Genomic DNA, 13,551 nt, shown 5'->3' on the forward strand with positions numbered 1-13,551 from the left:
TGAGACTTACCACAAAATCATGCCAAGACTCAGCCCCAACTAGTCAAGCAATTTATCGTGTCGATATAACCAGCGGTATAAGGTCGGTAATACCAATAAGGTCAACGCCGTTGAGCTAAACAAACCGCCAATGATCACCACCGCTAGCGGCTTTTGGATTTCACTGCCCACACCCGATGACACTAAGATCGGAATTAACCCTAAGGCAGAGGTTAATGCCGTCATCAATACTGGTCGTAAGCGGCCCACAGTGCCTTCATAAACCGATTCATAGAGCGACTCGCCGCTCTGCCTGCGTTGGTTTATCGAATCCACTAATACCACTCCGTTGAGCACCGCCACCCCAAACAGCGTGATAAAGCCAATGGAGCTTGGCACCGACAGATAAGTACCACTAACAAACAACGCCACAATACCGCCGATGAGTGCTAACGGCACGTTCGCCATAATCAGTAATACCTGCTTAACCGCGCCGAAGGAGAAGTACAACAGCAAGGCAATCAAGGCGATTGAGACTGGCACTACCAACATCAGCTTTTGCTGTGCCCGCTGCTGATTCTCATACTGACCACCCACAATCACAGTATATCCAGCAGGTAGATCGGCCTTTGGCACCAGCGCGTAAATATCATTTACCACAGAGCCCATGTCTCGCCCCGCCACGTTCGCTTGCACTACCACGCGGCGCTGCACATCGTCACGGCGAATATTCGGCGGCGCCATTTCCACTGCAACGCTGGCCACTTCGCCTAAGCGCACAATTGCGCCATTGGTGCCACTCAAGAGCAAATCCTTAATCACATCTGGACTGCTGCGAAACTCGGCGGCAAGGCGTAAATTAATGTCGTATCTGGCGTTACCGTCGATGACTTGGCCAGCGCTGGCGCCACCAATACCTTGGCTGACGAGTGTCATCACCTGATCAACACTGATGCCATAACGGGCAAGCTGCGAACGGTCAGGCCGCACTACCAGCTGCGCCTCACCACTCACCTGTTCGAGGGACACATCCACAGCACCAGGGATTTTCGCCACCAGATCGGTCAGCACTTGGCCTTTTTCAGATAAGACTTCTAAATCGGGGCCAAAGAGTTTAATCGCTAACTGCGCCTTAACCCCCGAAAGCAGCTCATCGACCCGAGTCGCAATCGGTTGTGAGAAGGTGAGTAGCAGCCCAGGGAAGACACTGAGCTTTTCCTCCATCAGCCGTTGCAACTCCAAACGCGAACTGGCCGATTGCCATTCTTCGATGGGTTTTAGGCCGATATAGACTTCAATATTGCTGACAGGCTCAGGATCGCCGCCTAATTCGGGCGCACCGATTCGGCTTAAGGCATACTCCACCTCGGGGAATTCCAGCAGCAAAGCCTCAAGCTTAGGTGCGACATCCAAAGAGGTGCCAAGGCTGGCGGTGGGTGCTAACGTTACCCTCAGGTTAATCGTGCCTTCCTCTAACTCGGGCACAAACTCGGTGCCGAGTCTAGGCAGCAATGTCATGCTCATGACAAACATCAGCGCCGCACTGAGTACCACCATTTTAGGACGCGCTAGCGTTGCACTGAGCAGTTTGCGATATGCACTATCCAGCGGCCTTAAGATCACACTTTCTTTCAGCACAACTCCACGTTTAAACAGATATACCGCTAAGGCTGGCACCGCAATTAATGCCACCAGCAAGGCGGAAATCATCGCCAAAATAATGCTGACGGCCATAGGTTGGAACAGCTTGCCCTCAACTCCTTCCAGCGCAAATAGCGGCGCAAACACCACAATGATGATGGCGGTCGCGAAGAAGATAGGACTGCACACTTCTTTCGCTGCCAGCATAATGCGCACGGCCATATTCCCCTGATGTTCGTCATCATCAGCGTTAACACCCCCATCCTCATCACCATGGTACGGGTCAGTTTCACCATCGGCACGCGCCCTTGCCTCAGCTAAATGACGGCGATCCGGTTGGGTTAAATGTTTGAAAATATTCTCAACCATCACCACTGAGCCATCGACCAACATACCAATGGCTACCGCCAAACCACCAAGGGACATCAAGTTGGCCGACAGTCCGTAATAGGACATCACCATCAGCGCCAAACCGATGGATACAGGGATAGACAGCAACACCAACAGGGTGGCGCGGATATTCACAAGGAACAGCGCTAAGATCACCACGATAAACACAAAAGCCATCAGCAGCGCATCGCGCACTGTGGTAACGGCCTTATCCACTAAATCCGCTTGATCGTAAAACACCTCAAAGGACACGCCCTTCGGCAGCGCCTGCTCAATCAGATTAATCCGCGCATCGATATCATCAATCGTCGCCTTAGTGTTAGCGCCCATGCGCTTAAGCACTACGCCAGCGACCACTTCGCCCAAGGCTTGCGCCTGCCCCGCCTCATCACGGCGCGTCATAGTCACGGCACCTACGCGGATCTCACTGCCAAAATCGACCTTTGCAATGTCACCCACTCGCACAGGCGTGCCACGTACTTCAGTGAGTGGAATTTGAGCAATTGAGGCAAGCCCTGCCTCTCCGGCGGGCAACATACCATAGCCTCGAACCACTAGTTGCTCTTGGCCTTGGTCCATAAACCAGCCACCAGCGTTACGGTTATTGCTTTCGAGCGCCTCACTCACCTGCGCCATCGACAAGCCATAAGCACGCAACTTATTAGGGTCGACCTGCACTTGATATTGGCGAACTTCGCCGCCAAAAGATAACACATCGGTCACGCCGCCAACGGGCATCAAGATAAGTTTGACGAGGTAGTCGTTAAGACTACGCAGCTCGGCGGCATTGATGCCTGCACTTGGATCCGCCCGCAAAATATATTGATAAATCTGCCCCAATCCAGAGGTGTTAGGGCCAATTTCTGGCACACCCACCCCGCTTGGGATCATCTCCCGCGCCGCCTGTAACTGCTCAAACACTTGCTGTCGGGCAAAGTAAATATCCGTGCCCTCAGCAAAGACGACCGTCACAATGGACAAGCCAGTGCGCGATAACGAACGCACTTCAGTCACCGCTGGCAAAGCATACATGGCCGATTCGACCGGATAACTGATGAGTTTTTCTACCTCTTCAGCAGCCAAACCTTCAGCCTCGGTATTGATGGTCACCTGTACGTTGGTGACATCGGGAAAGGCATCGAGATTCAACTTGGGCAACATGGCCACACTGGCAGCGACCGCCGCCAGCAGCGCCAACACCACTAATAGCCGATTTTTAATCGCGGCTTCGATTGCTTTTTGCAACATAAGAATTCCTTAAGCGAGAATCATAGGCACAGTGATAGGCATCGCGATTAGTGGGCATGAATATCAAAACCAGCTTTCGCCTGCTCCGATGCCAAGAAAAATGCCCCTGCAACTACCACCTTTAATTGTGCCTGCCGTGCTTTATCCAGCTCACTGCCACGCACTAAACTCAAGCTGCGCTGACGCTGCACCAGCTCCACCTCAATGGCTTCAAAACCATCCTCATCCTGAATAAAAATCTGCCAATCGCCATCACTGCTACGGGTTAACGCTGCATCGGGTAATACAATTCCCGATGAAATACCTGACCCGCTACTCGCCGCAGCCATGTTTTGAGAGGCATCGGCAAAGTACAGCTCGGCAAATTGCCCAGCGTGCAACACATGATCAGGATTAGGCATACTGACTAACACTTGCTCAGTACGTGTCACGCTATCCAGCTCGTGGGAGCGGCCGATAATCTTACCTGCTAAGGTTTTATCTCCCACTTGGATCAGCGCTGGGGCACCCACCTTCACATTGACTGCCTGGGCAGGCGTTAGCTGAGCCTCAACCCAAAGGTGCGACTCATCGGTCAACTGCATTAATGGCGTGCCTGCGCTAAACACTTGGCCTAGCATGGCGATATCTTGCTGCACACGGCCGTCGATAGGCGCCAACAGTTGATAGCTACCGATAGCTTCAGGGGTCGACTCTAAGGTACGAATTTGCTCAGGGGTCATTTTTATCGCCTCTAAAATCGCCCGTTTCAGTTCGGCATCGACTTGAGCCTGCATTCTGCGACTCACACTCACAGCGCCTTCACTCATGCGCTTGACTCGACTCCATTCAGCAGCGGCATTAATGTAGTCCGCCTGTGCCTGCGCAACGGCTGCGCCACCCAAGGTAAGTAAAGGCTCACCTTTTTTCACCTCTTGGCCTGGTACCACATGGCGCGCTTGTACGCGAACATCGAGCTGTGGCGCTAAGGTCGCGGTTCTATCACGGTCAACCACTAAAGAAGCCGTTGCTCGAACATCGAGGTTTAAATTGGCAAGACTTAAGCTATCGCTGCTCAAGGGTAACAAACGAATTCCCGCCAGCTCCAACTGTGCCGGCGTAAAGGTTAACGCTTGCTCGCTATGGTCATCCGGTGCTTGCTCGGCAGCAGTACTCTTCGCTGCGTTGTTAACTTGTTTTTCGCCAGCATGATCATGGCCGTCACCAGCAAATGCTGACGTTGGCGTAATCAAGGTTAACGAGGTGAGCATCAGTGCCAACGCTAAACGTGATGGCGTAAACACCGATATGAAACCTGCTGCAGACACATTGGCGAAAGAGTGAAAAACAGATTTAGGAAAAGTTGAATTCATTAGTGTGACCTCACGATTGACTTGGCTGGCACGGCGTTAGTGGGAGAAGTGGCTGTTAACGAATCGATAAAGGGCAGCAGTTGACCGCTGTCCCCCATCCAGGTTAACCAGCTCTGATAAATCGCCGTTTCGAGGTTTAAACCGACCAAATAACTGGCCGCAAGTTGTCGCCGACTCTGTAAATACTCACTGGTGCTCACATCGCCCGAGCGCCACTGTTCACTTAAGGATTTAGCGGCTTTACTCCCCGAGGCTGCGACTCGCTCACGCCAATCTTGGTAACGAGCCAGTAAACGGGGTAAGGCATTGTTAAATTGCGCCTGTTTAGCAGTAAGCACTCGCTCACGGGCTAAGTAGGACTGCTCTGCGATAGCGATGCCCTTATCTGCAACCGACTGTAACTCACTGTAGTTATTACGAACCTGCAAGGGGATAGCCACACCGACGCCAAACTTGTTGTCAGAGCCTTCCCGTTCGAGACCAAGGTTGATGGTGGGATCCGCCGCTGTATCAGCCTTAACCTTCATGGCATTGGCCTTTGCCAATAACACCTGCTGATGGGCACTGGTCAATGCGGGTAATTCCGCTCTCGGGGCAATCATCGACACAAATTGGCCAATATCAGAGATGAACTCCCTAAACTTGAGCTTATCAACCCCAAGTAACTCAATCACTTTACCTTCGGCGACTAAGGCCGCTTGTTCGGCTAGAGCATAGTCGGCGGTATTGCTTGCCAGTTCGAGTTTAAGCAGTTGCAACTCAACATCAGACAAATCTCCCGCGGCAAAGCGCTGCTCGGCAATATTGAGCTGTGCCTGAGTAAATCTTAATTGCTGCTCTGCAAAAGTAAGCGCCTTGTGGCTTTGCGACTGCTCGGCCAGCGCTAATAGACGCTCGGCCAACATCTGACTGCGTTCTAACTGTATATCCGCTAACAGGATCTGCGCCTCAAGCTGGGCAAGGCGGGTTGCTACGCCACGCTTATCGCCCCAATCGATGGTTTGGCTCAGCCCTAGGCTGTAGGTATCTGTGTCGGCATTTTGATAATTGAGTCCAAGTTCAGGGTTATAGACGGCGCGATCCGCCGCGGCAATCACCAGCTCCGCCTGTTGCTGCCGAGCAATTTGCGCCTGCACCTCTGGCAACTGGTTAATTTGCTTGAGTAACTCTGGTAACCACTGATTCAGCGAGGTTTGAGTTTCTTGGGTTAAAAGTTCACCTTGCGCTACTGCATCTAGCTCTTTGACGTCTAGGCTTGAGCTTGCTGCAACAGCGTAATTCACCTGTCCACCAACGAGCACTAGCGTACTCAACAGGCCAAACAAGGTCTGGGCGATAATGGTTTTCTTCATCGCAATTCCTAACAATATCTAAATAGGATTGGCCCTACGCCATCGACGTGCGGATACCAATCGAATGCTCCCCAGAGGCAAAATGTCGAATAAGCTCAAAGCGCTAGCGCGAGCCAAACACGTTCGAGGTTAATAAAACCTTTGCTTTGGGGATAAATTAAGGGCTTATTGCGGCGCGCCCGAACAATAGATACGCAACCAGAAATAAGCAGATATTGAGGGTTAAGCGATGGGTGGGCGGTACTTAGGTAATTGATCTGGAGGGAAATAGGCTAAATCCGTTGGCATGTAAGCCGTTTCGAATGCCGTTAGGGTTTGGCTTTCAAAATGAGATAGTAACGCCACATGGCCGCCATGGCATTGGCAATCAAGGCAAAGGTCAAAGTTTTGAATTTCAGTGGTTTGCACTAAATGAGAGTGGCTACTAGCACTGGCAGTCGATACGCCCGCATTGAATGCGGCTTCACCAAACTGCTCGGTGCTGAATCCGGGAGTCTGCTCATTGGGGCACACACAATCCACACATTGAGCTAAGGTGGTCACAGGAGCACTAAATTGTAGGTGGGGATGATTCTCGGCTTCTTCTACGCCATTGCCCGCATGTAACTGATGGGCACCCAAATTCGCGCCCGCAAATTGCAGCACGATAATGGCTATCAGTAGGGTCACCATTCGGCTAAAGAATGGCTTAGCGGTCGAAATCAAATATCACCTTTGGACGATTTAGTCATAATTCAGCAATAGCTTGTGCAAACTTAAGACAGGGATTTTAAGCATAAGTTCACAGCTTGCAAGGATTAATCTGTCAAGCTGTGACACTATTCGCTTGAAAAACTTACTTAAACACGCAGTGTTTGGCGTAATCGGCCGCTTCGTTCGCAGTCCAATCACCTTTAGGTTTTTCCTTCATTTGTTTACACCAAGCATCACTACCTACCTCTGGCGCACAGGCACTTAAGCCTGCGGTAAAGGCCAACACTAGGGCGATAGCGCCTAATTTAGCGGTCGGTTTGGCAGTCATAGTTTTCAACAAAGACATAGTTAATTCCCTATAAGTTATACCCACCATGGGTCATTAAAAAGTTGAACGTTTAGCGATCCACGCAATGGCTTTGGCTTTCTGCTCCAAGGGGAACCAAGCCACTTCGCCCTGCATAAAGGGGCCGAGTAAGCGCACAGCGTTACCCACCCAATCTGGGCCGCCAACAAATACTAAAGCTTCAAAATTAGGAAGTTGGACTTCACCACTGCCCGTTAGCGACTCAAATTCCCAACCTTCAAGTAAGACGTCCGCCTCAATATACAGGCAAACCTGTCCCCAATCCTTGCGGTAACTCTTAATGGCCGGCTGTAAGCGGGTACGATAATCGGTTGAAGAGAGTCGACCACTGGCGAAAAGACTGATAACACCCTTAGCAATATCGGGGATTTGGCATAACATAAAGGCACTCCGAAACGAGAACACTATTTTGCGAACGGGCAACCACGCCTGCCCTGCAAGAATGCGCCCGATGATAACAAATCTATTGAAAAGCCATAAGCAGTTATTGCTCGCTTCTCAAAGCAATTGGACAAAACCCTAAGTCTGCCATGATAAAAATCTCAAACCGTGTGGAACTTCCGGAAAATGAAATCGAGTGGCAATTTATCCGCTCAAGCGGCGCTGGCGGGCAGAATGTCAATAAAGTCTCCACCGCCGCCCAATTGATTTTTGATATCAGAAACTCGTCATTACCCGAGTTTTATCAGCAGCACCTGCTGCAAAAAGCCGATCATCGGATTACCGCCAGCGGCAAAATCATTATCAAATGTCAGGCGAGCCGCAGCCAAGAGGCGAATCGGCAAACCGCATTGGAACAATTTATCGCCCTAGTTGCCAGCGTGGCCGAAGTGCCCAAAAAACGTATCCCCACCCGTGCGACCAAAAGCAGCCAAACCAAACGCTTAGACACCAAAAAACAACGTGGTGCCACTAAGGCTATGCGCCAGATTAAGTTGGATTAACCCAGCTTGCACAGTAACGATATTCATAATGCAAAATCCGCCCGAACAGGTTAAGTTAATGGCATTCAACCCGTTAAGGCATGTCGTAAAAGGAAAGCGTAATGAATCATAAAGTTCTGCTCATCAATGGCCCCAATTTAAACCTCCTTGGCCGCCGCGAACCCAGTGTTTACGGTCATCAAACCTTAGCCGATATCGTTGCCATTTTGAGTGAACAAGCTCAAGCAGCAGGTGTTGAACTTGAGCATATTCAATCGAATGCCGAATTTGAACTGATCAACGCGATCCATGCTACCGATGCGCAGATGATTATTATCAACCCCGCAGCCTTTACCCACACCAGTGTGGCCCTGCGTGACGCACTGCTCGGGGTGGATATTCCCTTCTTTGAAGTGCATTTATCCAATGTCCATGCCCGCGAGCCATTCCGCCACCACTCCTATTTGTCCGATAAGGCCATTGGGGTGATTTGTGGTTTCGGCGCCCAGGGCTATGAGTTTGCCCTCGCGGCGGCGATTAAGAGATTGAAGGCATAAACGCGATTAGCGTGAGTACAGGGAGCCACAAGCCATGGCGGTTGACCTTCGAAAGATCAAAAAACTGATTGAATTAGTGCAGGAATCTGGGATTGCAGAACTGGCGATTACCGAAGGGGAAGAGTCCATTCGCATCACCCGCTACGGCCCACATACAGTAAGCACACTCGAAGGCGCGCATAATCCTCCGCCTTCCACTGCATCGAGCCCAAAGCCTGCCAAAACCCGTGACGCCTTACCTGTGATTGAAGGTTTTGTGCAAGTATCGCCCATGGTGGGCACCTTCCATACCTCGCAAGGCCAAACCGAGGCGCCCTTGGTGCGCATCGGTCAACGGGTGGCTCGCGGCGACACGCTTTGCATTATCGAAGCCATGCGAATGCAAAATCCCATCGAGGCCGAGCGTGACGGTATAGTCGGCGCTATTTGGGTGAAAGACGGAGATGAGGTCGCCTTCGACCAGCCGCTGTTCACTCTGATCGAAACTTAGACTTCGAAATAGAATTTAGAGGTAAAGATGATACTGATTACTGGCGCAAGCAGTGGCTTAGGCGCAGCATTAGCCGCCCTGTATGCCAAGGATAACCAAGCACTTACACTGACGGGACGCGATGCCAACCGTCTTCATACTGTGGCTAATGCCCTCAGCCCATTTTCGAATCAAAGCATTAGCGCCATCAGTGCCAATTTAGCAGACGAAGCGAGTGTCGAAGCGCTATTCGATGGCCTTACCGATGCCCCCGATACGGTTATCCACTGCGCTGGCAGTGGTTACTTTGGCGCACTGGAAACCCAAGGTGCGAGCGAAATCCAAGCGCTGCTGAATAACAATGTCACCTCAACGATTCTGCTGGTGCGTGAATTGGTGAAACGCTATAAGCAGCAAGCGGTTAAGGTGGTGATCGTTATGTCCACCGCCGCCCTCGCCGCCAAAGCGGGTGAATCGACCTACTGCGCCGCCAAGTGGGCGGTGCGGGGCTTTATCGAATCGGTACGTTTGGAGCTCAAGCAAAGTCCGATGAAGTTGATAGCAGTTTATCCCGGCGGTATGGATACCGGCTTTTGGCCAAGCAGTGGTAAGAGTCTAGATACCTCAAGCTTTATGTCCGCCGATGAGGCCGCAGGCATGCTAAAACAAGCGCTACTCGCTACTGAGCACGGTTATATCGCCGATATCACCATTCAAAGAAGTTAAGAGTTAACCGATAGGCGGCGCAGATATAGAGCTGCGCCGTCATGGTCAGCTTAATCAATGCAGTTTGCAGTACAAAGATTGTCAGCGCGGCGGCTCTCTCTGTGGGTTAACCACCACATGACTAAACCGCCGAGGGATAAAAGTGCTGCGGCATAGCCAGTCGCGGCAATACCTTGGCCAGATAAGATCACTAAGCTGCCAACCCAAGGGCCAATGGCATTAGCAAGGTTAAAGGCACATTGTACTAAAGCGCCCGTCATGGCTTGCCCATCGGGGGCCACATCCATTAATCGCGCCTGCACTATGGTTGCCAGACCAATCCCCGAACCCACAAAGAATACAATTGGCATTAATGCCCAATAAGATCCCGTCAAACTTGGATACAACGCCAACACTAAGGTGCTTAACACCAGCGACCAAAATGCCGCCGCCAGCGCCGACTTATCCGCCGCCCAGCCACAGACTAAAGTGCCTAAGGTGGCACCAATCCCAAAGACCGCCATCATCACCGGGATTTTAAAGGGCTCGACTTGGGTGACTTGGATCAGTGTCTCGGCCAGATAGGTATACACACAGAAAATCCCGCCAAAACCGATAGCCGCAATGCCGAGCGTGAGCCAAACTTCACGGTTCTTAAGGGTTTGCAGCTCTTTTTTAGGGCTGGCATTTTGCGGTACGGCGACATTCGGCGCGAGAAAATACAGCATCACGGCGGTAACGGCGGCAATAATCGCCACTATGCCGATACCTGAGCGCCAACCGACGGTTTGCCCCATCCAAGTCGCAAAGGGCACGCCAACGATAGTGGCTAAGGTTAAGCCGATAATCACCCGAGAAACCGCTCGAGCCTTCATCTCTGGCGGCACTAAGGAAGCCGCCAGTAACATAGCGACACCAAAATATGCACCATGGGGCAAGCCACTTAAAAAGCGGAAAAACACTAACCAATTCAAGCTGGGCGCCAAGGCACTTAAACCATTAGCAACCGCCATCATGGCGGCCAAGGCGATTAACAGCGTGCGCCGCTTAATCCTCACCCCCAGCACCATAATGATGGGCGATCCCACCACCACCCCAAGGGCATAGGCACTGATGGCATAACTCACATGGGCGACATCGACACTTAAATCGCTGGCGATATAAGGCACTAAGGTCATGGCGGCAAATTCTGTGGTGCCTAGGGCAAAAGTGCCTAATGCCAAGGCTAACAACACCCAAAGCGCGCTGCTTTGGGCTGGGGGTTGAGAGTTGGGTTGAACTGCTTGCAAACGATTTCTCCGCGATTCTGTAAAACGACAACTGGCTAAGAAAAAAACAGGAGCCCACTCGGGGCTCCAGTTATAGAAGCGTTGATAAAAAAGGATTACTTAACTAACTGTTCTTGATAGGTTTGGCTATTCCAATCAAAGGCATAAAGCGTGCCTTGCCATTCATATAAGGTACGGCCATCTTGCTGCACTATTCTGGCATTGCTCGGCAGGCTAGATACACTGCGCGCCGCCCGCGCCCGGGGAACTGCGGCAGTTGGCTCCGCTGAGACTGTTGAAGCTCTCGCCGTCGAGGCCGCCGACATTACAGTTGCGCTATTGGTTGGCATATTCGACACCATCCGACCTTCGCTCGGCGAATATTGCATGCTGGTGGTAACACGCACAGGCGCAGAAATGGCCACTGGCGTATCATCATAGCCCGTCGGGATCGACAAACCGATGCCCGAATAAGGCGAATGCCAGTAACGCTCGCGATTCCAACGCCAGTCGTCATTCCATATCCCATCATTCCAGCCATAGCCAAGGTTCCAGCCCGTCGCTAAGCCAACTCCTAAACCCAATCCCCAAGGATAATAGGGACGGTAATATGGGCGATAGTAACGATGGCTATCACTATGTTTATGATGCTTTTTATAGTGATTATCTTGGCGCCCATAACTCTCGCTATAGCGATCATTTGTGCCTCGATCCCCCGCAATCGCCCAATCTGGCGCGGCAAGACCACCGATCAACAAGGCGCCGAGTAAAGACAAAGCCAAGCCTGTTTTATGCCAAGGCTCCGCGTGCTTACTTAAGCAAACCGATTGATGTTTAAGGCATTTATCTTTAGCAAGGAATGAATAGAATCTCATATAAACCTCGATATACCGGGCGTTGGTCAAATAAACACCGACCTAGGACAAGTATTTTACGCTTCCAAAGCTGGAAGATCACTGAATAGGTTAACCCTAAAACAGAAAAATGCTATAGTGCGCGCCACACGGATTTCCACTGCAGAGGCTATTTCCACATGAGTTTTAAGGATTTACGCAGCTTTATCGATCATCTGGAAGCCAATGGCGAACTCAAACGCATTAGCTACCCCGTTGATCCTCATTTAGAAATGACAGAGATCGCCGATCGCGTTCTGCGTGCCAAAGGCCCTGCACTTCTGTTCGAAAATCCAACCAATCATTCCATGCCAGTGCTGGCTAACCTCTTTGGTACTCCAAAACGTGTCGCCATGGCGCTGGGTAAAGACGACCCGTTAGCGCTGCGCGAAGTCGGTGAGCTATTAGCGTTTTTAAAAGAACCTGAGCCACCACGCGGCTTTAAAGACGCGATTTCAAAAATCCCTATGTTCAAGCAAGCCTTGAATATGCCGCCCAAGACGGTGCGTAATCCCGCCTGTCAGCAAGTGGTAAAAACTGGCGATGAAGTCGATTTAACCCAGTTACCGATTCAGCATTGTTGGCCGGGCGATGTCGCGCCACTGGTCACTTGGGGCTTAACCATTACTAAAGGCCCGCGTAAGAATCGCCAAAACCTTGGGATCTATCGCCAACAATTGCTAGGTAAGAATAAACTCATTATGCGCTGGCTATCCCACCGTGGTGGCGCGCTTGATTTTGCTGATTTTAAAGAGCAATTCCCCGGTGAGCGTTACCCTGTAGTTGTAGCCTTAGGCTCAGATCCAGTGACTATTTTAGGCGCGGTAACCCCAGTACCTGATGCGATGAGCGAATACGCCTTTGCGGGATTGTTGCGCGGTGAACGCACCGAAGTCTGCAAAGCCTTAAGCTGCGATTTAGAAGTGCCCGCCAGCAGCGAGATTATCCTTGAAGGCTATATCGATCCTGACGAAATGGCCGAAGAAGGCCCCTACGGCGACCACACGGGTTACTACAACGAGACGGATAAATTCCCCGTCTTTACTGTGACCCATATTACTCACCGTAAAGATCCGATTTACCACAGCACCTACACTGGCCGTCCACCGGATGAACCCGCCATGTTAGGCGTGGCACTCAACGAAGTGTTTGTGCCGATTTTGCGTAAGCAATATCCTGAAATTATTGATTTTTATCTGCCTCCTGAAGGTTGTTCTTACCGGATGGCGGTGATCTCGATTCGCAAACAATACCCCGGCCATGCGAAACGGGTGATGATGGGCGCGTGGTCCTTCCTGCGCCAGTTTATGTATACCAAATTTATTGTGGTGGTCGATGACGATGTGAATTGCCGCGACTGGAACGATGTGATTTGGGCCATTACCACCCGTATGGACCCGAAACGCGACACCGTGATGATCGATAATACCCCTATCGATTACCTCGACTTTGCCTCTCCCGTAGCGGGCCTCGGCTCCAAAATGGGTCTCGATGCCACCAATAAGTGGGAAGGCGAAACCACCCGCGAATGGGGTACGCCGATTGTGATGGACCCTAAGGTTAAGCAAAAGATCGACTCAATCTGGGATGAGTTAGGCATAGACGACAGCCCAACCCTATAATTCAGCTTAAGCACGACGTACCCACTTAAGCCAAGAGAATTGGCCGCGAATGGCCTTAATGTGACACCTCTAACTAGATAAAAAGGTGCAAA

Annotated in this window: 13 protein-coding genes; 5 read left to right on the plus strand and 8 right to left on the minus strand. The window is 51.2% G+C overall.

What is annotated here, in order from left to right; genetic code table 11:
- Positions 1 to 39: 39 nt before the first annotated feature.
- The 6 genes from CEQ32_RS13560 to CEQ32_RS13585 form a co-directional block, all read right to left on the minus strand.
- Positions 40 to 3,258, minus strand: coding sequence for an efflux RND transporter permease subunit (locus tag CEQ32_RS13560; protein WP_088586196.1), 3,219 nt, complete (start codon positions 3,256 to 3,258; stop codon positions 40 to 42).
- A 47-nt stretch (positions 3,259 to 3,305) separates the two neighbouring features.
- Positions 3,306 to 4,610, minus strand: a complete 1,305-nt coding sequence (locus tag CEQ32_RS13565; RefSeq protein WP_088586197.1) for an efflux RND transporter periplasmic adaptor subunit — start codon at positions 4,608 to 4,610, stop codon at positions 3,306 to 3,308.
- On the minus strand, positions 4,610 to 5,962 hold the full coding sequence (locus tag CEQ32_RS13570) for a TolC family protein (protein WP_037428692.1): 1,353 nt from the start codon (positions 5,960 to 5,962) through the stop codon (positions 4,610 to 4,612). Before CEQ32_RS13570 ends, CEQ32_RS13565 begins: the two co-directional genes overlap by 1 nt.
- A 222-nt stretch (positions 5,963 to 6,184) precedes the next feature.
- Entirely contained in the window at positions 6,185 to 6,634 is a 450-nt protein-coding gene (locus tag CEQ32_RS13575) for a hypothetical protein (protein WP_037428715.1), read from the minus strand.
- A gap of 163 nt (positions 6,635 to 6,797) precedes the next feature.
- The gene (locus CEQ32_RS13580) at positions 6,798 to 7,001 is read right to left on the minus strand and encodes a DUF3012 domain-containing protein (protein ID WP_037428695.1); all 204 of its coding nucleotides are present in this window, start codon (positions 6,999 to 7,001) and stop codon (positions 6,798 to 6,800) included.
- 36 nt (positions 7,002 to 7,037) lie between these two features.
- Positions 7,038 to 7,403 carry an STAS/SEC14 domain-containing protein gene (locus tag CEQ32_RS13585; protein ID WP_023268861.1) on the minus strand — a complete coding sequence of 122 codons (366 nt, stop codon included), beginning with the start codon at positions 7,401 to 7,403 and terminating at the stop codon, positions 7,038 to 7,040.
- Positions 7,404 to 7,552: 149 nt separating this feature from the next.
- On the opposite strand from CEQ32_RS13585, the gene arfB reads away from it, so the two are divergent.
- From arfB to CEQ32_RS13605, 4 genes are all read left to right on the plus strand, one after another.
- Positions 7,553 to 7,966, plus strand: a complete 414-nt coding sequence (gene arfB / locus CEQ32_RS13590; protein ID WP_037428698.1) for an alternative ribosome rescue aminoacyl-tRNA hydrolase ArfB — start codon at positions 7,553 to 7,555, stop codon at positions 7,964 to 7,966.
- Between the two features lie 101 nt (positions 7,967 to 8,067).
- Positions 8,068 to 8,502 (plus strand): type II 3-dehydroquinate dehydratase, encoded by a 435-nt coding sequence (aroQ, locus tag CEQ32_RS13595; RefSeq protein WP_037428701.1) that lies wholly within the window; start codon positions 8,068 to 8,070, stop codon positions 8,500 to 8,502.
- Between the two features lie 34 nt (positions 8,503 to 8,536).
- The gene (gene accB, locus CEQ32_RS13600; protein WP_037428704.1) at positions 8,537 to 8,992 is read left to right on the plus strand and encodes an acetyl-CoA carboxylase biotin carboxyl carrier protein; all 456 of its coding nucleotides are present in this window, start codon (positions 8,537 to 8,539) and stop codon (positions 8,990 to 8,992) included.
- A 27-nt stretch (positions 8,993 to 9,019) separates the two neighbouring features.
- Positions 9,020 to 9,697: an SDR family NAD(P)-dependent oxidoreductase gene (locus CEQ32_RS13605; RefSeq protein ID WP_037428707.1), complete on the plus strand. Its 678-nt coding sequence runs from the start codon at positions 9,020 to 9,022 to the stop codon at positions 9,695 to 9,697.
- A 50-nt stretch (positions 9,698 to 9,747) separates the two neighbouring features.
- Here the strand turns inward: CEQ32_RS13605 and CEQ32_RS13610 are convergent, their stop codons facing one another.
- Both CEQ32_RS13610 and CEQ32_RS13615 read right to left on the minus strand, forming a co-directional pair.
- Entirely contained in the window at positions 9,748 to 10,965 is a 1,218-nt protein-coding gene (locus tag CEQ32_RS13610) for an MFS transporter (RefSeq protein ID WP_088586198.1), read from the minus strand.
- A 95-nt stretch (positions 10,966 to 11,060) separates the two neighbouring features.
- Positions 11,061 to 11,819 (minus strand): hypothetical protein, encoded by a 759-nt coding sequence (locus tag CEQ32_RS13615; protein ID WP_037427320.1) that lies wholly within the window; start codon positions 11,817 to 11,819, stop codon positions 11,061 to 11,063.
- Positions 11,820 to 11,977: 158 nt separating this feature from the next.
- Between CEQ32_RS13615 and ubiD the strand changes: the two genes are divergently transcribed.
- Positions 11,978 to 13,459, plus strand: coding sequence for a 4-hydroxy-3-polyprenylbenzoate decarboxylase (gene ubiD / locus CEQ32_RS13620; protein ID WP_037427322.1), 1,482 nt, complete (start codon positions 11,978 to 11,980; stop codon positions 13,457 to 13,459).
- The last annotated feature ends 92 nt before the right edge of the window (positions 13,460 to 13,551 follow it).

Origin of the sequence: Shewanella sp. FDAARGOS_354, from assembly GCF_002209245.2 — a bacterium.
GTDB lineage: Bacteria > Pseudomonadota > Gammaproteobacteria > Enterobacterales > Shewanellaceae > Shewanella > Shewanella xiamenensis.

Coding starts and splice junctions, on each gene's coding strand:
- CEQ32_RS13560 (WP_088586196.1), bottom strand. CDS start 3,258: ATGTTGCAAAAAGCAATCGAAGCCGCGATTAAAAATCGGCTATTAGTG.
- CEQ32_RS13565 (WP_088586197.1), bottom strand. CDS start 4,610: ATGAATTCAACTTTTCCTAAATCTGTTTTTCACTCTTTCGCCAATGTG.
- CEQ32_RS13570 (WP_037428692.1), bottom strand. CDS start 5,962: ATGAAGAAAACCATTATCGCCCAGACCTTGTTTGGCCTGTTGAGTACG.
- CEQ32_RS13575 (WP_037428715.1), bottom strand. CDS start 6,634: ATGGTGACCCTACTGATAGCCATTATCGTGCTGCAATTTGCGGGCGCG.
- CEQ32_RS13580 (WP_037428695.1), bottom strand. CDS start 7,001: ATGTCTTTGTTGAAAACTATGACTGCCAAACCGACCGCTAAATTAGGC.
- CEQ32_RS13585 (WP_023268861.1), bottom strand. CDS start 7,403: ATGTTATGCCAAATCCCCGATATTGCTAAGGGTGTTATCAGTCTTTTC.
- arfB (WP_037428698.1), top strand. CDS start 7,553: ATGATAAAAATCTCAAACCGTGTGGAACTTCCGGAAAATGAAATCGAG.
- aroQ (WP_037428701.1), top strand. CDS start 8,068: ATGAATCATAAAGTTCTGCTCATCAATGGCCCCAATTTAAACCTCCTT.
- accB (WP_037428704.1), top strand. CDS start 8,537: ATGGCGGTTGACCTTCGAAAGATCAAAAAACTGATTGAATTAGTGCAG.
- CEQ32_RS13605 (WP_037428707.1), top strand. CDS start 9,020: ATGATACTGATTACTGGCGCAAGCAGTGGCTTAGGCGCAGCATTAGCC.
- CEQ32_RS13615 (WP_037427320.1), bottom strand. CDS start 11,819: ATGAGATTCTATTCATTCCTTGCTAAAGATAAATGCCTTAAACATCAA.
- ubiD (WP_037427322.1), top strand. CDS start 11,978: ATGAGTTTTAAGGATTTACGCAGCTTTATCGATCATCTGGAAGCCAAT.